Annotated in this window: 18 protein-coding genes; 9 read left to right on the top strand and 9 right to left on the bottom strand. The window is 29.0% G+C overall.

The window, feature by feature from the left end:
• Window positions 1-5 precede the first annotated feature (5 nt).
• Window positions 6-3,602, top strand: coding sequence for a T9SS type A sorting domain-containing protein (locus tag H6553_02280; protein ID MCB9032642.1), 3,597 nt, complete (start codon window positions 6-8; stop codon window positions 3,600-3,602).
• Window positions 3,603-3,695: 93 nt separating this feature from the next.
• Here H6553_02280 and H6553_02285 read toward each other — a convergent pair whose 3' ends face one another.
• Window positions 3,696-6,287, bottom strand: a complete 2,592-nt coding sequence (locus H6553_02285) for a M1 family metallopeptidase (GenBank protein ID MCB9032643.1) — start codon at window positions 6,285-6,287, stop codon at window positions 3,696-3,698.
• A gap of 97 nt (window positions 6,288-6,384) precedes the next feature.
• Here H6553_02285 and H6553_02290 point away from each other — a divergent pair, with 97 nt between their 5' ends.
• The 6 genes from H6553_02290 to H6553_02315 all read left to right on the top strand — a co-directional run bounded on the left by H6553_02290 (window position 6,385) and on the right by H6553_02315 (window position 11,407).
• Entirely contained in the window at window positions 6,385-6,888 is a 504-nt protein-coding gene (locus tag H6553_02290) for a biotin/lipoyl-binding protein (protein ID MCB9032644.1), read from the top strand.
• Window positions 6,889-6,890: 2 nt separating this feature from the next.
• Complete coding sequence (locus H6553_02295) at window positions 6,891-7,526, top strand: class I SAM-dependent methyltransferase (GenBank protein MCB9032645.1); 636 nt, start codon at window positions 6,891-6,893, stop codon at window positions 7,524-7,526.
• A 1-nt stretch (window position 7,527) separates the two neighbouring features.
• Window positions 7,528-8,928 carry a LysM peptidoglycan-binding domain-containing protein gene (locus tag H6553_02300; GenBank protein ID MCB9032646.1) on the top strand — a complete coding sequence of 467 codons (1,401 nt, stop codon included), beginning with the start codon at window positions 7,528-7,530 and terminating at the stop codon, window positions 8,926-8,928.
• Window position 8,929: 1 nt separating this feature from the next.
• Window positions 8,930-9,469, top strand: a complete 540-nt coding sequence (hpt, locus tag H6553_02305) for a hypoxanthine phosphoribosyltransferase (GenBank protein ID MCB9032647.1) — start codon at window positions 8,930-8,932, stop codon at window positions 9,467-9,469.
• Between the two features lie 299 nt (window positions 9,470-9,768).
• The gene (locus H6553_02310; protein MCB9032648.1) at window positions 9,769-10,455 is read left to right on the top strand and encodes a chitosanase; all 687 of its coding nucleotides are present in this window, start codon (window positions 9,769-9,771) and stop codon (window positions 10,453-10,455) included.
• 55 nt (window positions 10,456-10,510) lie between these two features.
• On the top strand, window positions 10,511-11,407 hold the full coding sequence (locus H6553_02315) for a WYL domain-containing protein (GenBank protein MCB9032649.1): 897 nt from the start codon (window positions 10,511-10,513) through the stop codon (window positions 11,405-11,407).
• 136 nt (window positions 11,408-11,543) lie between these two features.
• On the opposite strand, the gene H6553_02320 is transcribed toward H6553_02315, so the two are convergent.
• The 7 genes from H6553_02320 to H6553_02350 form a co-directional block, all read right to left on the bottom strand.
• On the bottom strand, window positions 11,544-12,038 hold the full coding sequence (locus H6553_02320) for a histidine phosphatase family protein (protein ID MCB9032650.1): 495 nt from the start codon (window positions 12,036-12,038) through the stop codon (window positions 11,544-11,546).
• 3 nt (window positions 12,039-12,041) lie between these two features.
• Window positions 12,042-12,299 carry a hypothetical protein gene (locus H6553_02325; GenBank protein ID MCB9032651.1) on the bottom strand — a complete coding sequence of 86 codons (258 nt, stop codon included), beginning with the start codon at window positions 12,297-12,299 and terminating at the stop codon, window positions 12,042-12,044.
• 111 nt (window positions 12,300-12,410) lie between these two features.
• Window positions 12,411-13,706, bottom strand: a complete 1,296-nt coding sequence (locus H6553_02330) for a M23 family metallopeptidase (protein ID MCB9032652.1) — start codon at window positions 13,704-13,706, stop codon at window positions 12,411-12,413.
• 28 nt (window positions 13,707-13,734) lie between these two features.
• A complete protein-coding gene (locus H6553_02335) occupies window positions 13,735-14,955 on the bottom strand; it encodes a sterol desaturase family protein (GenBank protein MCB9032653.1) in 1,221 nt (406 codons plus the stop codon).
• A 170-nt stretch (window positions 14,956-15,125) separates the two neighbouring features.
• Window positions 15,126-16,817, bottom strand: a complete 1,692-nt coding sequence (gene gldG / locus H6553_02340; protein ID MCB9032654.1) for a gliding motility-associated ABC transporter substrate-binding protein GldG — start codon at window positions 16,815-16,817, stop codon at window positions 15,126-15,128.
• A 2-nt stretch (window positions 16,818-16,819) separates the two neighbouring features.
• Window positions 16,820-17,548 (bottom strand): gliding motility-associated ABC transporter permease subunit GldF, encoded by a 729-nt coding sequence (gene gldF / locus H6553_02345; protein ID MCB9032655.1) that lies wholly within the window; start codon window positions 17,546-17,548, stop codon window positions 16,820-16,822.
• A gap of 4 nt (window positions 17,549-17,552) precedes the next feature.
• Window positions 17,553-18,464: an ATP-binding cassette domain-containing protein gene (locus H6553_02350; GenBank protein ID MCB9032656.1), complete on the bottom strand. Its 912-nt coding sequence runs from the start codon at window positions 18,462-18,464 to the stop codon at window positions 17,553-17,555.
• 61 nt (window positions 18,465-18,525) lie between these two features.
• Here H6553_02350 and H6553_02355 point away from each other — a divergent pair, with 61 nt between their 5' ends.
• Both H6553_02355 and H6553_02360 read left to right on the top strand, forming a co-directional pair.
• A complete protein-coding gene (locus tag H6553_02355) occupies window positions 18,526-19,221 on the top strand; it encodes a DUF2807 domain-containing protein (GenBank protein MCB9032657.1) in 696 nt (231 codons plus the stop codon).
• A gap of 57 nt (window positions 19,222-19,278) precedes the next feature.
• On the top strand, window positions 19,279-19,740 hold the full coding sequence (locus H6553_02360; protein MCB9032658.1) for a hypothetical protein: 462 nt from the start codon (window positions 19,279-19,281) through the stop codon (window positions 19,738-19,740).
• A 39-nt stretch (window positions 19,741-19,779) separates the two neighbouring features.
• Here the strand turns inward: H6553_02360 and H6553_02365 are convergent, their stop codons facing one another.
• Entirely contained in the window at window positions 19,780-20,445 is a 666-nt protein-coding gene (locus H6553_02365; GenBank protein ID MCB9032659.1) for a CoA pyrophosphatase, read from the bottom strand.
• Window positions 20,446-20,522: the final 77 nt, after the last annotated feature.

A 20,522-nucleotide genomic window follows, 5' to 3' on the forward strand; every position in this document is an offset into this window, starting at 1 on the left:
AAAGTATGAAAAGAATTATTTTATATAAAACACTACTTTTATTTGCAATACTATTTAGTGCAATATCAACTATTAGTGCTAGTAATATTACACAAATAAAATACTATATAGATGGAGATGTAGGTAATACTACAACTCATAACATTACACCAACAACTAATTTAGATTCATTAATTACTATAACTCCTGCTAGCTTAACACAAGGCTTTCATCAACTTTCGGTTTTTGTAGTAGATAACAATGGCAATCGCTCTCTAACACAAAACACACCATTCTATTACTTATTTGCTAATTCAACTTCTAATAAATTATCTAAAGTAGAATTTGTAGTAGACGAAACGCATACACAAACATTCGATATCACACCAACAGACCAGCTTGATGAAGTCTTTATGTTAAATACAGATAGCATTTCTGTTGGCATGCACCTTTTAAAAGTATTTGTTTATAGTGATGCAGGAAATAAATCACTCACCAATTACATTTCGTTTATAATGCATCAAGGCACAGCAATTAGTAATAAAATAAATGCATTCGAAGTTTATTTTGATAATGATACTGCTAGTACACAAACAATATCTGTTGCTGCAACTCAAGTATATAACGGAGACTTACCTATAGATATTGCTACACTACCAATAGGTCAACACACAATTACTATTACAGCGATAGCAGAAAATGGTTTGCCTTCTATACAAAATACAGGCAGTTTTATGAAACTCAACGGAACCAATACCGATTCTATTATTGCACTAGAATACTTTTTTGATACAGAACCAAGCGTAGGCAATGGAACACCAATAGCAATAAATCCAACATCTAGCTTAGATACATTGGTTGAATTTACTGTGCCAAATAATTTATCTGTGGGTATGCATAAATTTTATATAAGAGCTAAAAGTAATGCAGGAGAGTGGAGCTTGTACCAATGGGATAGTATTAGAATTTGTTCTGTACTACCACCAATTGCAGGTTTTCAATCTATTCGTTATGGCAATGCAATGAGCTTTATAGACACATCACATTATGCAACTAATTGGTCGTGGAGTTTTGGCGATGGAAATACAAATAACCTACGATTCCCAATTCACAACTACGCATTTGGCAATTTTAATATACAACAAATTGTAAGCAATGCTTGCGATGCAGATACTGCTTATGGTGAAATACTCATTGATGGCGTAGAAAGCTTTACACCAAACAGTGCTGGTGTAAATGGAGATGTTATTATGACTATTTATGGTGGTGGTTTATCTACTACAACTACAGTTGTAATTACAGACGGAACAACTACCTACACACCCGTTTGGAAAAAATCAAACGAAGGAAGTCAGCTCACAGCATATTTCGATTTACATAATGCTACAACTGGAACTTATGATGTAGTAATAACAGTTAATGGAACAACATACAATTATCCTAATAGTTTTACTATAGAAGAATATGTAAAACCAAGTTTTATTTCAGAAATAATATCACCTAGTGTTATTAGAGCTAATTCGTGGCAAAATGTTACAATGCAAATAACCAATACAGGAAATGTCTTAGCCAATGGTGTAATTTCTAGTTTTATAGTACCACAAGATTTTGAAGTAGAACCTTTGTTTGAAATATATAAATCAACACACTTAGATACTTTTACAAGATATGGACAAACACATGTTTTACCTTATGATTCTATTTTTAAAAACTGGGACACTGCTTATGTGTTAATAGATTCTATGAATGGCGAACCTTATGCTGGAAAAGCATATACTTATTGGATTCCATTTATACAACCTAATTCAGATGTTACTTATAGCTTTAAAGTAAAATCGCAAACAATAGCATCTACAAAAATGTATGTAAATACAGCTAATGCAACTATGTTTGGTTCTGCTATGCCTTGCGAAACAGATGATTTTTATGATGGCTTGTTTGCTGCGGGAATTACTATTTTAGACAATACAACAGATCCTGCTATTGGCGATTATATAGAAGGTGCGAAAGATTTAGTAGGAAGTGCTGCTTATGCAACTGGTTTAGCTGCTTATGATTGGTGGAATGGTACTAACTCGTTCGATGATCCTGGAGTTGCACAAGATTTCTTAAAAGAATCTGATGCTGCAATGATAAGAGAACAAGCAGCAAGAAACAAGTTGTATAATGAAGTGAAGAAAAAAGCGACAGAAGAAGGCGTAAAATATTTATTAAACAAAGTATTAAAAACAGACAAGCTTGCTAAGCTTACAGAAAGTGGTTATAGAAAAGTGTTGCAGAATGAAACAGGCAGAAAAGTCATCATGAAAATTAGAGATGAGTTTTATCCAGATAAACCACTAAGAGAAGTAATGGATATGATGTTTAAAGATAAAATAGTTGATGCTATAAGTGGACAGGCAGCAGATTTAGTGGGTGATGACGATGCCGATGCAGCAACAGCTGATCCATGTCCTCCAGATGGAAATGGGTTTAATTTACCAAACGATCCAGATGAACAACCAGTTCGTGTAAGAACATCTAGAGATCCAAATGCAATTTATGGACCAATTGGGTTTAATGAAAACTATATATCATCAAATCAAACATTTAAATATATTATTACTTTTGAAAATGTAGACACAGCAGATTTGCCAGCTCAAACAGTAATTGTAAAAAATCAGTTAGATACCAACTTACTTGATGTAAATACACTTTCACTAGGTATAGTACATATTGGCAACAAATATGCAAGAATGAAAAGTTATAGAAAAGAATATTTTACGGAAATTGATTTAAGACCAGAAAAAAATATGCTAGTAAGAATTAATGCAGCATTAGATACTACTGGTACAATTACTTGGACATTCTTATCTATTGATCCAACAACTGGCGATTTTATTACTGATGCACTAGACGGTTTCTTACCACCAAATACCAATCCACCAATTGGAGAAGGGATAGTAAGTTATTCTATAGCACCAAAAAATAATATTCAAACTAATGATATTATAAATAATAAAGCACTCATTTATTTTGATACGAATGACCCAATTGAAACTAATACTTGGACAAATATTATTGATGATGAAGCACCAATTGTAAACTTAAGCGTAGAACAAGTAAATACTACCGACTCACTTATGAAAGTAACTTTAGTTGGGAATGATTTAAAAAGTGGATTTAGATATTTTGATATTTATTATAAGAAAAACAATCATTCTTATAAATACTTAATTAGAAGTACAGCAGGAGAATTTACTATGAAAGGTGATGTAGATTCTACTTATTCGTTCTATGCTATTGGTTATGATTCTACAAAGAATAATAAAATTTATTCTACAGAAGAAAGTATTACACTGAATGAACTATCTACAGCAATTAATACTTCATTGGTAGAAAAAGGAATAGCATTATATCCTAATCCAACCAATGGTATATTGCAAGTAGCATTTAGCAAACCATTAGTAGGAAAATTAGAATATATTATTACTACAATAGAAGGAAAAATGATACAGCAAAAAGTACTACAAGAACAAAATAATTTTTTTCTAGACTTAACTCAACAGACCAATGGATTGTATTTTATTCAGTTTAAACAAAACAATGAAATACTAGGAACAGCAAAAATCATTAAGCAATAATATTTTTTCATAAAAACTATGTTTGCAGACCACTCTTTTTTAAGAGTGGTCTTTTTTGTTTTACTAAAGGAGAAACAAAGCTAGCAATAAACATCAATGATAACTAAAAGTTTTAATGTTTACTTTCATTGTCTTTTTAATATCAATGATGTTTTGTAGTATTTGCTTGGCATTGCTTCTTTCTTCTTCGCTTGCTTTCTTGTCTTTTAGTTGCTTAGCAAAATACTGACTCAAATAATCAACACAGTCTACGGCGCCATCTATATTAAAATCAGATTCTTCATATAGATTAATGTCTTTTAAAAACAACAATGCTTCTTGTATTTGTGCTTTATCTTGTTTTTGTAAATATTGTGCAAAGTAAATAAAATTGCTTCTAGCAGTATGATAGTTATTTAACCAAATGGCTTTTTTAAATGTTTCTAAATGATTTACGGTAGTATCTTTATAAATTTTACATAAAGCTGTAAGTACAATTGGTTCATCTCTATCTTTATATTTTTCAGAAAAATTATATGCTTTATTATAATTAAATATAGTTAGATATTCTAAAGCTTCCATTTGGCACATTAACGATTGGTCTTTTTTAAGCATTTGCGTAGTAGCGGCTTCTACTTTTAGTGGAGCAATTACATCTAGTGTTCTCAACGCTTCTACTCTTATTTCAGGCGTTTCATCATCAGATAATGCTAAGAAATTTATAGTACGCACCATTTGAGTATCACTTTTTTCAATATTCATATTGCTAATTAAATTCAAAGCATATTCTTGTAAAAACTCGTTGGTGCTAAATAGTGCATTATAAAAACACTGCATGGCTGCTGTATTATTTTTTGCATCTTTAGCTAAACTGTATAATGCTTCATATTTATCTATAAATAAATATCCATTATTATATTTATATATATTTTGTGTAGTTGTATTATCTTCGTAAATTTCTGCTACCAAAGTTCCAGAAGTGTCAAAATCTACCCATTTGGCTTCAGATTTTGCAGGAAAATAAAATGTCATCTCTTTATCTACCAAAACTATATTTTTGTATTGTACTTTATTATCTGCATAAACAGCAATAGTAGTTGGAATTTTAAATATAGGAGCAAAGCTGTTTTTTTGAACTTGTTTTATTGTTACAGCTATGGTTTGTTGTGTAGCATCAAAACTACTTTTTACTTGTATTATTGGATGACCTTTTTCATTATACCACTGATTAAAAAACCAGTTCATATCTTCACCAGTTACTGCTTCAACGCTTTGTCTAAAATCATTAACTTCTGCACTACTAAATTGATTATCGGTTAAATATTTTTTTAAACTTAAAAAAAATGCTTCATCACCAATATAATTTCTTAGCATATGTAAAATGCGTCCACCTTTTTCATATCTAATAGCATCAAAAACATCATGTGGTGAATCGTAATACGGATTAAACAATGCTTCATTTTTTCTAGTAGAAGACATTAAATACTTTTCAAAGCTTTCCATGTTATAACCATCAGCATACTCTTTACCATAAAAATGTTCTGCCCAAAGATATTCGCTATAATCTGCAAACGACTCATTTAAAGTAAGGTTTGCCCAAGATTCTGCTGTAACCAAATCGCCAAACCACTGATGAAATAATTCGTGAGCAATAATCCAATCAAAACTACGATCTTCTATTTGGTCTGGTGTAATTAGTAGTTTATCATAAAAAATTACAGCACTAGAATTTTCCATAGCACCAGCAGTATAATCGTAAGCTAAAATCTGACTGTATTTATCCCAAGGAAATGGAACACCTAACTTATTAGAGAAAAACTCAATCATAGCTTTAGTGTTGCCAAAAACTGGTTTTGCTGTATTTTCAAATGCTTTAAAAGTGTAGTAGTTAATTGGTTTATTGTGCCAAGGTTCGTCGTTTACTTTTACATAATCACCAATACCTAAGAAAAACAAATATGGTGCATGTGGCAAATCTTGTTTCCAGTAATCAATTTTAGTACCATCGCCGTTATTTGTACTACTTACTAAAATTCCATTTGATAGCGATAAATAAGCAGTATCTAACTTTACTAAAATTTCTTGTGTTGTTTTTTGATTGGTTGCTTCGATTGTAGGAAACCAAATAGAAGACGCTTCTTCTTCGCCTTGCGACCACATATGAAATGGTTTGTATGGATTTTTATTCAAAGGATTAATAAAGTACATGCCTCTGCCATATTCAGAAAGTGTTTTATCATCAATTTTATATGGTTGAGCAGTATAGTCGATTACAATTTTAATAGTGTCATTTTTAGAATATGTTTTATCTAAAATTATTTTTATCTGCATAGTATCATACGAATACGATAATGGAATTAATAAGCCATTTTTTTTGATACCTATATCATGTATTTCCATAAATTTGGCATCTAAAATCAATTCGTTTTGATTATAAAAATGTGGTTTAAGCGTAATGGTTGCTTTTCCTTCTACTGTTTGATTTTTTATAATTGGTTCAACAGCCAATTTCGTATGAATTAAATCAAACAAACTGGTTTTTGAAGGTTTATAGTTGGTTAACGGATTTTTTGATTGTACTACAATTTCTTCTAATTCGATAGGATTTTTCTTTTTATTCTTTTTTTTCTGCTTATTTTTAGGTGGTGCAGCAAAACTAAAAATTACCATTAAAATGATAATCAATAACGATACTATTTTTTTCATGCAAGACTTATTAACAAGTTTTAAAAAGCAAAGGTAGTTTTTTATCGTAAATCTATATAATATTACAAATCAAAAATTGTCTAAATTATTTTTAAGTATGGAATACCAAATACAATTTAAAGAGCAAGCAGCTAAAAAAGTTTTATTAGAAGATGATAAAATTATAATTGATGATACACCTTTGGCTATTGATATGGTTCAGTTACACGAAAAAAAATACCATGCATTACTCAATAATCAGTCGTATAATATTAAAGTAGTAGCGATAGATACACAACAAAAAACCATTAGCTTAAAAGTAAACGAAACGGTTTACGAACTAACTGTAAAAAACGAATTAGATGCCTTGTTAGATAAAATGGGAATGTCGGTTCATGATAGTGATAAATTAGACGATATTAAAGCACCAATGCCTGGTTTGGTGTTGGATATTTTTGTAGAAGTTGGACAGGAAATTCAGAAAGGTGATAAAATTTTGGTGTTGGAAGCAATGAAAATGGAAAACATTTTAAAAGCAGATGGCAGCGGAATTGTAAAATCTATTTTGGTGAAACAGAAACAAGCAGTAGAAAAAAATCAGTTACTAATAGAAATTGAATAAAGATGCATTTAGTTGCCGAAGCAATAGAAAATTATATTGACCAACATACTTCTAACGAAGATGAGGTTTTAGCTACACTTAACAGACAAACACAAATAGATGTATTAATGCCACAAATGTTGTCTGGAAAAGTACAAGGCAAATTATTAACCATGTTGTCGATGATGCTACAACCAAAATGCATTTTAGAAATTGGAACTTTTACTGGTTATGCTACTATTTGTTTAGCTAAAGGTTTGCAAAAAGATGGTAAACTCATTACAATTGATGTTAATGAAGAGTTGGAAGATATGGTAAAATTATATGTAGAAAAAGCAAATCTATCTAGCAAAATAGAAATGAAAATTGGCGATGCTACTACAATTATTCCTACAATTAATGAAACTTTCGACTTGGTATTTATTGATGCCGACAAAAAAAACTATGGGAACTACTACGATTTAGTGTTTGATAAAGTAAGAAAAGGTGGTTTTATTTTGGTAGATAATGTATTGTGGAGTGGAAAAGTGGTTCAAGAAAATAAAGACAAAGATACATTGGCAATAGATTTGTTTAATAAAAAAGTAGCAGCAGACAATAGAGTAGAAGTAGTTATACTTTCTGTTAGAGATGGTATTAGTGTAATTAGAAAACTATAATATGATAAAATATATTAATTTTATATTGTTTTTATTGATGTTTATTTTGAGTGCAAAAGCACAAAATCTCAATCAAGATGTTATTAATTACATCAATCAATATAAAGACATTGCTATAGTAGAAATGAAAGTATATAAAATTCCAGCAAGTATTACATTAGCACAAGGTATTTTAGAATCAGCATTTGGCAAGAGCGAGTTAGCATTAAAATCAAACAATCATTTTGGTATAAAATGTAAAGTAGAATGGACAGGAAAAACTACTAAACATGATGATGATGCACCAAACGAGTGTTTTAGAGTGTATGATTCTGTAGAAGAATCGTACAGAGACCATTCTAAATTTTTAGCAGAACGCTCTCGTTATGCCAAACTTTTTACTTACGATATTAAAGATTACAAATCTTGGGCTTATGGTTTGAAAGAAGCAGGTTATGCTACCAATCCAAAGTATCCACAATTGTTAATTAAATATATAGAAGATTATAATTTATATGTTTTTGATGATGGAAATATTGCTAACGACAATATCTATGCTACTAAAAATGAGCCACAGTTTGAAGAAACAATAAACAAATCGCAACAAGAAATTTCTTTAATTGAAGAAACCAATAAAGTTTTAGAAGTAGAAGATGCTAGTACACATACAATAATTAAAAATAAGATTTATTCTGTTAATAATATCAAAGCAGTTAAACTACAAAAAGGACAGTCAGTACAATCTATTGCTAATAAAGAAAATATATCTTTATCTAAACTATTAGCTTATAATGATGCAAAATCAGTCAACGATTTTAAAGAAGATGATTTGGTATTTCTATCAAAGAAAAAGAAAAAAGGCAAACAACAATATTATAAAGTAAAAGCTGGAGACACACCTTGGAGCATCGCACAAAAAAATGGAATGAAATTAAAAAATCTTTTGAAGTACAATCATATAGCAGCGAATCAGTATCCAGCACCAAATGAAAAATTGTATTTGCAACGAAAATCACCTAAACAACCAAAGCTAACAGATAAAATTACAGTGCCAATTAATGTTCCTGAAAAAGAAATGCCAAAACCAGAAATAAAACAAGAGCAAGAAAAAATAAAAGAAACACCAAAAATCATTACAGAAAAAATACAAAGCAAACCAAGTGTTATGCCAAATGAGTTGTTGTTATTTAATATAGATAAAGATTATAATTCTACTAAAAAATCAACAACAGAAAATCAGTCAACAACAAATACTATTGTAGAAAATTCAAAAGCTATAGCAGAATATCACTTAGTTACAGTTGGCGATACTTTGTATAGCATTTCTAAAAAATACAATATTTCGGTAGAAGATTTAAAAACAATTAATGAATTAAGTAGTAATAGTATTGATTTAGGTCAAATATTAAAAATTAGAAAATAATTTGAAAACAATCACTGTTCACGACAAACAATTTTCTCGTTTTATTGCTAAAAAAGCAATTAAGCAGAAAGTGAAAGATATTGCAAAACAAATTAATAAAAAATATAAAAAAGAAAATCCAATATTTATAATTGTATTGCGTGGAGCATTTCCATTTGGAGCAGCTTTGGTTAATCAATTTAAACATTCTTGTCAAATTGAATTTGTACAACTCACTTCTTATCAAGGCATGCAGTCTACACAAAATATAAGCATGCAACAATCTTACAAAGACGAAATTTTAAAAAATAGAACCATTATCATTATTGAAGATATTGTTGATACAGGTTTTACAATGAATCACTTTATAACACACCTAAAAGATAAGCAATGCAAAAAAGTATATTTAGCAGCACTTTTGCTAAAGCCAGATTGCTTACAATTTGAAATTAATATAGATTATTTAGGGTTTTCCATTCCCAATAAATTTGTAGTAGGTTACGGTTTAGACTATAACGAACAAGGCAGAAACTTAGCACACATTTATCAATTAGCAGAGTAAAATAAATATGTAATATTATATAATATATATAATATTTTTAAGAATATTTTTTTATTTGCATTCATTATCATTACTAGCAAAGCGAAGAATCTCTTACTGAACTTGTTTTCAGCATCTTCCTTATTATTCGTCAATCTGAGCGTAGTTTACGAAGCAAAGATTCTCCAAAATATTTATCTTTAAAATAGTAAAAAAGCGTCTAAGAATCCAATATCTAAAAATCTTGATTCTAAAAAAAAATAATAGGTATGACAAGTTTTGGCGTAGTGTGCTTTTAACTTAGCAATAAAATTAAAGCAATGATTACACTACAACAAAAAAACAAGATTATGCAAATAGTCAATGTTTTTGAAACAGGAACACCTAAAGGTAAATATAATAGCATTAGCATTTATAAAGATGCACTAATTAATCATCAAAAAGTAGAGCAAATTACCTATGGTAGAAGTCAAACTACAGAGTTTGGTAATTTAAAAAAACTAATAGAATTATATATTTTTAACAAAGGAATATATGCTAATGAATTCAAAAGCTATTTATCTAAAATTGGTCAATTACCGTCATTAAAAAATGATAAAAACTTTATACCGCTATTGCAAAAATCAGCAGAAGAAGACAGCATCATGCGTCAATGTCAAGATGACTTTTTTGAGCAATATTATTATTTGCCAGCGTACAATTGGTTCAACAAACAGCAATTTCAACAAGCATTAAGTTTATTAGTAATTTACGATAGTTTTATTCATTCAGGAAGTATTCCATTGTTCTTGCGAAAAAGATTTCCAGAAAAAACACCTCGTTACAACGGAGAAGAACAACAATGGATAACTGCTTATGTAAAAACAAGACATCAATGGTTACAACATCATAGATATAAAATACTACAAAAAACAGTATATAGAACCAATTGCTTTTTAAACCAAATCAAAACAAATAATTGGAATCTAGAACAAGCGGTTATTGCCAATGGAATTACAATTCGCTAAAACAAAACAAATAGTCAATAGCATTATTAATTATTTATAACTATATTCACTCACTATGTCAGCTCAAGATAAAATAAGACGCTTCAATTTAATTATAGAAAAGGTTCAAAAATCAAAAAAACCATCGCTTAAAGAAATTAAAGACTTTTTACTAAAACAAGACTTTCCAGTATCTCTTAGAACACTACAAAGAGATGTTGAGCAAATCAAATATCACCTCAATATTAATTTAGAATATGATAGTGCCGCCAATGGATATTTTATTGATGATAATGGTTTTGCTAAAAATGTGTTGGACTTATTACAACAAAAAGGGTTTTATGCAGACTTGATGGAATTTATACAAGAAAATCCAAAACACAAAGAAAGCATATTACTAGATAACGATATGCAACAAAAAGGATTTGAACACATTAAAGATATCTTACTAGCAATCAAACAACATCGGAAAATTAAATTCTCTTATAAGAAATTTAATCAAGATAAAATAAAAGAATATACTATAAGTCCATATGAAATAAAAGAATTTGAAAATCGTTGGTATATAACAGGAACTTATAAAGATGATACAACACTCTATAAATTTGGATTAGAAAGAATACAATCAATAGAGGTAACTACTAAAACATTTCAACCAAATAAGCAAGTAATACCAAAAGAACACTTTGCAAAAATGATTGGCATTAACGATCTAGAGAAAGAAAGAGAAATAATACAGTTGTCTTTTAGTCCGTTATTAGCAAAATATGTAGAAACATTACCATTACACTGGACGCAAAAAGAAATAGCCAAAGAAAACAATTGGGTAACCTACGAGTATTTTGTTATTCCAAACTTTGAGCTAGAACAAAAAATACTCAGTTTCGGTAAAGAAGTTAAAGTACTAAAACCAACAAGATTAAAAAACAGAATCATAGCTATTTATAAACATTGTTTAAATGAATTCTATTAATAATATTTATATTTAAAAATTTTGCTATTAATTTCTATCTTTTCATCAATCTGAGCGTAGGAAAGATTCTCCAAAAAAGTCTAATATCTAGTATCTAAATATCTTGATTCTAAAAAAAAACATACAACTCACCACATTATTTTAAAATTTTAGGATAAACAAAAAATACTTTTTTTCCAGTAGTATTATTGAGTTGTTTCCAATCATTACAATCAAAAGCAATTCTAAAAACAGCACAAGTCGGAAAATGATTAATCCATTCACCAGTTAAAATTTCAATTAAGTACGAACACTTAGGTTCATGACCAAACACAAAAACATCATTATATAAATTGTCTAATTGTTCAATTAAAATAACAATATCATTTGCACTTCCATAGTATATTTTTTCTTGTATAATAATTTTATCTATTGGATAATTAGTGGTAGCACAAATGCCTTTTGCAGTACTAAAAGCTCTGTTGGCAGGACTACTCAATACAATATCAGGAGCAATGTTATTAGTTAATAAATAATTACCCATTTTTGGAATATCCTTTAAACCTCGCTCAGCCAAAGGTCGGTCAATATCTTTTAAATGTACATTGTCCCAACTAGATTTCGCATGTCTTATAATAGTAATATATTTCATAATTTAATTATTTATTTGTTTTTCAATAGTACCATTTCTTAAATAAAGATATTGATTAACACAAGAAGGAATTTCTTCTACACTATGTGTTACAATAATTAATGTCTTATTGATATTTAACATCATATTATTAATATAAATTTTAAATATAGATATATACTTGTCGTCTAAATTTTGAAACGGTTCATCTAAAATTAATAGTGGAGGAAATTTAATAAATGCACTTAATAAAAGCAATATCCTTTGTTCGCTCAACGACATTTCATAGAGTGGTTTTTTACTAAGTTATACAATTAATCTTATTTTTATTGTTAATTTATTGACTGTACTATTGTTAAATTAAGTTTTAATTGTTTTGTTTGATAAGTATATTTAAATTGCTTTCTCTTCTATCAATAAAGGTATGTGTTCGAAATGTTCTTTTAAATGAAGCACATATTCGTTAAAGTGTTTTTCTTCTTTCTTTGGTATAACGCTTTGTACATTCAGTTTTTCCTTAAATGGATCTACTTGTTCTCCGTTTTTCCAAAATCTATAACAAACATGTGGTCCAGTAGACAAACCTGTACTTCCAACATAACCAATCACTTCTCCTTGTTTTACAAATTTACCTGCTCTAATGCCTTTTGCAAATCTAGACATATGTAAATATTGTGTAGTATAAGTTCTATTATGTTTAATTTTAATATAATTTCCGTTATTTTCTTTAAATCTAGCTTCTAGTATTTTACCACTAGCAGTTGCTAAAATTGGTGTTCCTGTTGGTGCAGCAAAATCAGTACCTAAGTGTGGTCTTATTTCTTGTAGCACTGGATGCATTCTCGTTAAATTATATCGTGATGCTAAACGACCTTTTTCTAATGGCGATTTTAAAAATGCCATTCTATTGTACTTGCCTTTTTCATCTAAATAGTAATTGGTACTGTCTTCTGCTATAAAATATTGTACTGTAAAATATTGTTTTTTCTTGGTCTTAATTTCAGCAGCAATGATATCACCATAGTCGTAAAAATCGCTGTTGACATAGTATTCATTATAAATAAAACTAAGTGTGTCGTTGTTGTTTAATCTATTGATACTGAATTGGTCTTTAAATGCTCTTTCTAATTTTTCGGTAAGTGAGGCATCTAAATTAAGTGTTTTTAATGTTTTACTTAAAGAACGATTGATTGCAAAACGAATATTTTTTTGTAGAGTATCAATTGGTTTGTTATAGAAAGATATTTTTAAAGTATCTCTTACATCTGCAATTAAATACTCCGTTGCGTTTAGTTTGAAAGCAATATAGTTTGCCGTAAAATTACTGTCGGTTTCTTTTTTAAAAACAAAATATTCTTGATTAGGTTTTACGGTGCTAAAATCGTAGTAGTCTTTAGTTTTCTTTACAAAAGATTGATACTGTTTTGTGCTAATGTTATTCTGCTTGAAAATATTTTGTAGTTTATCTTTCTTAGAAAAATCGTAGCCATCAACAATCATACTATCTGCAACAATACCTAAAAATTTATGATGAAAAGTATCGATGCAGACTTCCATTAAATCTTTATTGTAAGAATAGGTTTTGTTTTTATACTGATTAATAGTATTCGATTTGATGTTATAATAGCTAAATCCTAAAACACTTGACAATAGCAAAGCAAACAATATTATAAAATGTCCTTTTTTCATTAGGATATAAAAATACTATTTGTTTAAATTATTCTTTGTTAATATTTGTAATGGATAAATACGCTCGATATAAGTACCAAAGCATCATAATACAAAAGATAGCACTACTTACTAAAACCATGGTCTTGTTTGTAGCAATTAAAAAATAGACCATAGGTATATAGAGTAGTATTCTTATTGCTTCTAATGCGATATAAATTTTTTGCTTAGTGAATAAATTGCCTAATGTAATTGCAGAAAAGAAAACAAATGCACCAATAAAGTATTGCATATTCAAGTTGATGTCGTCTTTTTTAAAGAGTAAGAAAGAAACAATAGCTAAAAGTAAAACAAACTGTATTGCAATGTACAAATGCATTGTTTTGTTGGCGTGAGCATCAAATAATTGTCTGTTGTTTGGAACTGGTTGAGGTTTCATTGGTCCACCTAAATACGCTGGTTGCCAACCTGGTGCTTTTATCAAAACTAAAACAACATCTTTCGGATTTCTGCATTGCTTGAGTATGTTCCATAAATCTTTATAGTAGTCAATGTTTGCCCAAACTGCATTCCAAGAATTAAGTGGTTTGGTAACACCATAATGTACGGTTTCTAATTCTGCTTGAAAAGTACCAAACATCCTATCAAATATAATAAAAGTACCACCATGATTTTTATCTATATAAATTGGATTAATACCATGATGTACTCTATGATGTGATGGTGTGTTGAAAATAAACTCAAACCATTTTGGCATTTTGTCGATGACCTTAGTATGAATCCAAAATTGATAAACCGTTTGAATTGATGCAATGGTTACAAAACTAATTGGATCGAATCCGATGAAAGCTAATGGTAGATAAAACCATAAAGAACCAAATACTTGTATGGCAGATTGTCGTAGTGCTACTGATAAATTGTATTCTTCACTTTGATGATGTACTACATGCGTTCCCCATAAAACTGCAATTTCGTGCGATAATCGATGAAACCAATAGTAGAAATAATCAACACCAATGAGTAGTAAAATCCATGAGTACCAATGCATATTAATATGTTCAAATAATCTATGATATTCATAAATATAAGTATAAATACCTATGGTAAATAATTTTAAGAATAAACCTAATACTTGTTGTGTAATGCCACAATTTAAGTTGGCAATGGTATCATTTAAACGATAGAGTTGTTCTTTTTTTAATGCAGCAACTAAGTACTCTACACCAATGAGAATAAAAAATGCAGGAATGGAATAAACAATAATGCTCATAGTTATAAAATTATGTTATTGGCATTTGAACTTTATTTAGAAAGAATCGTCATTCCTGTGTAAACAGAAATCCAATCTTTATATCAAAAGATTCCGTATATTTTTCGTGTCTCAAAATTACGGAATGACGAATTCGTTTTAAATATACAATGCACCTTAAAGTTATAAAATTATTGGTATTTTTTTATTCTTCGTCTATTGATATAGCCACCAACAATTAAAGTAAATAATAGTGGAAATATAATTGTAATAAATTGCCACAACGCTTTTTTGTCTTCCAATTTAGCTTTGTCGATTAAACGCATTTTAATTTCTCGGTTTCTGGCTTCTATTAAGTTATTATCGTCAATTAAATATTCGATTGAATTTAATAAGAAATCTTTATTGGCAAATTGTTTCTGTGTATATCTATCGTAACCTAAAGCTACAGGAACACCTTTGCTATCTAAATCATTTTTAATAACATCACCATCTGCTACAACTATCATTTTATTAAAATTACTGGATGATTTATATGGTTTGCTAAAGTTGGCTAAGATTGCTCTTAAATCGGTAGTGAGTTGATTTTTGTACAGCGACTTAAAATTTCCTTCTAACAAAACAGCTAAAGGAATATCTTTTTTATTAAACAACTCTGGATTTGGTTGCAACTTAGCTCCTTGTAAATAAATATCGAAAGGTGTGTTTTGTACTCTGGCGTATTGTGATGTAGTTGCTAAGATTGTTTTTTTGACATCTGGAATTGCCAAAGTATCAATAGAACTACAAAATCTAAACCATATTGGATCTAAATTTTTGACGATAGCATGACGATTGTTTGGTACTGCTATTGGATAAAATACCCAAGGAAATAATTTGGGTTGTGGATTGCCTCCAATGGTTTCTATAATAGGAATTTGTGTACAATATAAATCTAATACTAAATTATAGTTGATACGCACACCATATCTAAATAATAAGTCGGTTATACCTAAATCTAAATTAGAAGCAACAAAATTTGGTGCGAGTTCAAATCGACTTAAATCTGCAGTAGTGTTGTCGATTAACCAAAGCACTTTTCCTCCATTCATTATAAATTGATCAATAATAAATTTTTCATTATCAGGAATAGTGAGTTGTGGTTTAGCAATTACTAGTACATCTGTTTTACTATTGAGTAAATCGTCTTTATCTAAAAAAACTCTGTCGATAATAAAATTTTGTCTGCCAAGTGTCCTAATAAAATCTTGTAGATGATTGATGTCTAATTCATCATGACCTTGTAAAAATGCAATGCGTGGAGGATTTTCTTTCAATGCCTTTTGAATGCCATTCGCTACTTTATACTCTAAGAAATTAACCGAATTGTTTAAAGCACCTTGAGCTCCGAATGCAAATTGATTTTCTAATATTTGAACAGGAATTTCTCTTTTATTGGTTTTGATAATGGCACCAGGAAATATCAATTTTTCTACAGTTCCACTACTTGTTTTTACTTCGAGATTAACTGGAAGTATACCTTTTTCAATTAAATCGTTTTGTAGTTTTTCTTTAGCTTCTTGATTTTTAGCTTTGTCTATATCTATAAAGTGATATTGTATATTTCCTTTAGATATATTTCTGAATTCTTGTAGTAATTCTTTGGTTTCGTTTTTCAGTTGTTTAAATCCAGCTGGTAAGTTTTTTCCATCTAAATAAACTTCTATCGTTACTTTCTCTTTATTGTTTTTAAGTAAGTTTTTAGTGGATTGTGTAAGCGTATATCTTTTTTCTTGCGTTAAATCAAATCGGTGATAGATTTTTGAACCAATTAAATTAATAATGATAATTACTAAAAGTGTAATTCCAAAATTTATAATAGATTTTTTAAGATTAAAATTCATAATTACCACTTTCTGCTTTCTAAAGCTGTTTTACTCATCAATAAAAAAATAACAATTACACTTATAAAATACATCACATCTCTAGTGTCGATTACGCCTCTACTCACTGAATCGAAATGTGCACCTAAACCAATTGACTGTATAATATAATCAGCTTTACCAGAAAACATGGGCAAGCTACTTAATCTGTAAAAAGCATCGTACATCAAATAACAAAAAAATACGCCTAGTAAAAATGCTATGATTTGATTTTTTGTAATCGAGGAACTGAATAATCCAATAGCTAAAAAAACTGCTCCTAAAAAAAATAATCCAATATAAGAACCAATTGTTGCACCACTATCTATTGGAGCATCTGCCAGACTTAATTTTTTTAGTGCTACGAAATAGATGAGTGTTGGTATAAAAATTAACAACCATAAAAAAAGTGCTGCTAGATATTTTCCTGCTATAATTTGTGTATCTGTAATTGGTTTTGTTGTTAAAAATTCTATGGTGCCACTTTGTCTCTCATCTGCAAAAGAACGCATGGTTATTGCTGGAATTAAAAAGATTAAAACCCAAGGTGCAAATGAAAAATAAGGTACTAGTGTTGCATAACCGCCTTCTAAAATATTTCCTTGAAAAATGAATAAGTTTAATCCTAATACAATAAAGAAAACAAACATACTCATATAGGCAATTAACGAACTAAAAAACAACTGGACTTCTTTGTTAAATATGGCTATCATTGTTTTAATTTTTAGTAAGCATTTGAAAAGTATGTTCTAAACTTTGTTGTTCTTCTTTCAATTCAATCAATACATTATTTTGTGCTACTGCAAGAGCAAACAATGCTTTTCTAATGTGTAAACTATCATTTCCTTTTAATATATACGAATTGTTAGAAATAGTTTCAACACTACTTACACTTGCAATCTGTTTTAATGTATTTATATTTATTTTATCTACAAATGATGCTTTAATACTCACTTCACCATTTAATTGATTTAAGATATTGCTCTTAGCATCATTAGCTACTATTGTTCCATTATTAATAATGATAATTCTATCGCAAACGGCTTGTACTTCTTGCATGATATGTGTAGAAAAAATAATGGTTTTCTCTTTGCCTAAATCTTTAATTAGATTTCTAATATCGACTAACTGATTTGGATCTAAACCAGATGTTGGTTCATCTAAAATTAAAACTTCTGGATTGTGAATGAGTGCTTGTGCTAAACCAACTCTTTGTTTGTAACCTTTAGATAGTTCGCCAATTTTTTTGTGTTGCTCTTTGCCTAATCCAACAACATCGATTTGCATTTTTATTTTTTGGTCGATATTATCTTTAATGCCATTGAGTTGTGCAGAAAAAGCCAAAAACTCTTTTACATACATATTGTAGTACAAAGGATTTCCTTCTGATAAATAACCTATCTTTTTTCTCGACTCTAAAGCATCACTTACTACATCATGTCCACATATAGTAGCACTACCATTTGTAGGAACAATATAACTCGTTAACATTTTCATTGTAGTAGATTTTCCAGCACCATTTGGACCAAGAAAACCTAATATTTCGCCTTTGTTTACTTCAAAAGAAATAGCATTTACTGCTTTCTGTTCATTAAATATTTTAGTAAGATTGTTTACCTTTACCGACATTGTTTGCAAAATTAACAAATACTATGGTATAAATTTCTTATTTTTATTTAAACAAATTTGTATGAAAACAATTTTAAGTTCAATTTTGATATTATTGCTTACTTGTACTCTTAAGCAAGTTCAAGCACAAACAGTACAAAAAAATATAACTATTAGTAATTTTTCTAAGATACAAGTAAGCGATGCTGTTACTGTTGTTTTAACTAAAGGTACTACACCAAAATGTGTTGTAGAAGCAGATGCAAAAAATATTGAACAAATCAATATACAATCTAATAGTGATAAATTGGTGATTAAAAGAAAAGAAAATTTAAAAATTAATAATGGTAGTATTAAAGTATATATTACTTATGTAAGTATAAATGAAATTATGGCAAGTGGTGCAAGTACTATTAGTTCTGATGCAATTAGCTCCAATGAATTATTAATAAATTTTAGTGGTGCAAGCAAAGGTAAATTAGATATTAACACACAATGGACAAGCTTAGTTTGTTCTGGTGCAAGTAGTGTAGATATTAAAGGAAAAACACAGAAATTCAACTTAAAATGTTCTGGTGCTTCTACAGTAAATACTTTTAGTTTATTAGCCGAAAATGTAATTTCTGATATTAGTGGAGCAAGTACTGTTAAACTAAATGCCATTAAAAAATTAGAGATAGATGCAAGTGGTGCTAGTGCTGTAAACTATAAACAAAATGCAACAGTACAAGTACAGAAAAGTATTAGTGGAGCAAGTTCTGTTAAAGCAATTAAATAAATGAAAAACAAATCTTTATTCCTTATAGTGCTTATAAGTTTTTTGTTGAGTTCTTGTGTGTACGAGAACCAAGACTTTCCTAGTCCAGAAGAAATTGCTGTTATAAATCCATCAAGTATTTATGGAAATATAACTGCTACTATTACTAATTCAGATACATCATATACTACAAATATAAATACCTTAGATACTGTTCTAAATAACCAATATCTTTTTATAAGTGGACAAGATACTACTTTGCATACAGATGGAATTCAAATAGTAACCATTAGTCCAAATGTTGGTATTTATGCTTTAGAAATTGTTCCACCAAATTTAATACCACAATCCTTGTTTGTTTTTTACAAATACAATGGTGTAAATTATCAAGCAATTAATATGACACATGGTAGCATTAGTATTTTAGAAAAAAACGAAGCCACTAAAAAAATAAAAGGAACATTTAATGTAAATAATATAGGTGCTGGAGTTAATGAATATACTATATCAGGAACCTTTGATGTGCATTGGAGAGAATAGCTTAGTATCATTCCGAATTTATTTCGGAATCTGTTCTTGCTAATACTTTAAATATTTTTTATAATCATCAATATTCTTCACAATAAAACTAATCTCACTCAACATCATAGCCGTTGCTCCCCAAATAATTTTATTTTGAATATCGTAATATGGTGCCATTAAATTTAAGCCAAAAGCACTTTTCATTTGTTTTTCTTTTATCAACTTAGGTTGTAGAAAATCGCTAATAGGTATTTCTAAAATTTCATTTACTTCATTAGTATCTTTAATATAATTTACTGGTTGATTGATATATCCAACAAAAGGAAATACTAAAAAATTACTAGCCAATACATACACTTCGGTTAAACTTCCAATTACTGATATCGCTTGTTTATCAATACCAATTTCCTCTTTAGTCTCTCGTAAAGCAGTATCTAAATAAGAAGCATCATTCATTTCTACTTTTCCACCAGGAAATGCAATTTGTTTACTGTGTACACCATCGTACGAGCTTCTTTCTATTAGAACAATATGTGGTTCGTTTTGCCTTTCAATTAGCAATGCCATTACTGCTGCCTTTTTTGCATGAATGCCTTTAGGAGAAGGTAAATTTTTACTAATCTTTAAATAAGGTTTTAACGGCTGCTGTCCTTTTTTTCCAGGAATTTGCTTTTTGAATGATGCTTCAAAGGCACTACAAAAAGATGTAAAATTAGTTTCCAAAATATGCAAAATTATATGTTAAAAATGTAGTAAAACCACCAAATATGTGTATTTTTGATGAAAAATAAGTGAACTTT

The organism is Chitinophagales bacterium (assembly GCA_020636535.1).
Lineage (GTDB): Bacteria > Bacteroidota > Bacteroidia > Chitinophagales > JADIYW01 > JADJSS01.

What these genes read in the sequence shown, in the direction of transcription:
- H6553_02335 (MCB9032653.1), bottom strand. Translation starts at nt 14,955, where the DNA reads ATGAGCATTATTGTTTATTCCATTCCTGCATTTTTTATTCTCATTGGT.
- H6553_02320 (MCB9032650.1), bottom strand. Translation starts at nt 12,038, where the DNA reads ATGAAATATATTACTATTATAAGACATGCGAAATCTAGTTGGGACAAT.
- H6553_02315 (MCB9032649.1), top strand. Translation starts at nt 10,511, where the DNA reads ATGTCAGCTCAAGATAAAATAAGACGCTTCAATTTAATTATAGAAAAG.
- H6553_02310 (MCB9032648.1), top strand. Translation starts at nt 9,769, where the DNA reads ATGATTACACTACAACAAAAAAACAAGATTATGCAAATAGTCAATGTT.
- H6553_02290 (MCB9032644.1), top strand. Translation starts at nt 6,385, where the DNA reads ATGGAATACCAAATACAATTTAAAGAGCAAGCAGCTAAAAAAGTTTTA.
- H6553_02295 (MCB9032645.1), top strand. Translation starts at nt 6,891, where the DNA reads ATGCATTTAGTTGCCGAAGCAATAGAAAATTATATTGACCAACATACT.
- H6553_02280 (MCB9032642.1), top strand. Translation starts at nt 6, where the DNA reads ATGAAAAGAATTATTTTATATAAAACACTACTTTTATTTGCAATACTA.
- H6553_02330 (MCB9032652.1), bottom strand. Translation starts at nt 13,706, where the DNA reads ATGAAAAAAGGACATTTTATAATATTGTTTGCTTTGCTATTGTCAAGT.
- H6553_02300 (MCB9032646.1), top strand. Translation starts at nt 7,528, where the DNA reads ATGATAAAATATATTAATTTTATATTGTTTTTATTGATGTTTATTTTG.
- H6553_02355 (MCB9032657.1), top strand. Translation starts at nt 18,526, where the DNA reads ATGAAAACAATTTTAAGTTCAATTTTGATATTATTGCTTACTTGTACT.
- gldG (MCB9032654.1), bottom strand. Translation starts at nt 16,817, where the DNA reads ATGAATTTTAATCTTAAAAAATCTATTATAAATTTTGGAATTACACTT.
- H6553_02285 (MCB9032643.1), bottom strand. Translation starts at nt 6,287, where the DNA reads ATGAAAAAAATAGTATCGTTATTGATTATCATTTTAATGGTAATTTTT.
- H6553_02350 (MCB9032656.1), bottom strand. Translation starts at nt 18,464, where the DNA reads ATGTCGGTAAAGGTAAACAATCTTACTAAAATATTTAATGAACAGAAA.
- H6553_02325 (MCB9032651.1), bottom strand. Translation starts at nt 12,299, where the DNA reads ATGTCGTTGAGCGAACAAAGGATATTGCTTTTATTAAGTGCATTTATT.
- gldF (MCB9032655.1), bottom strand. Translation starts at nt 17,548, where the DNA reads ATGATAGCCATATTTAACAAAGAAGTCCAGTTGTTTTTTAGTTCGTTA.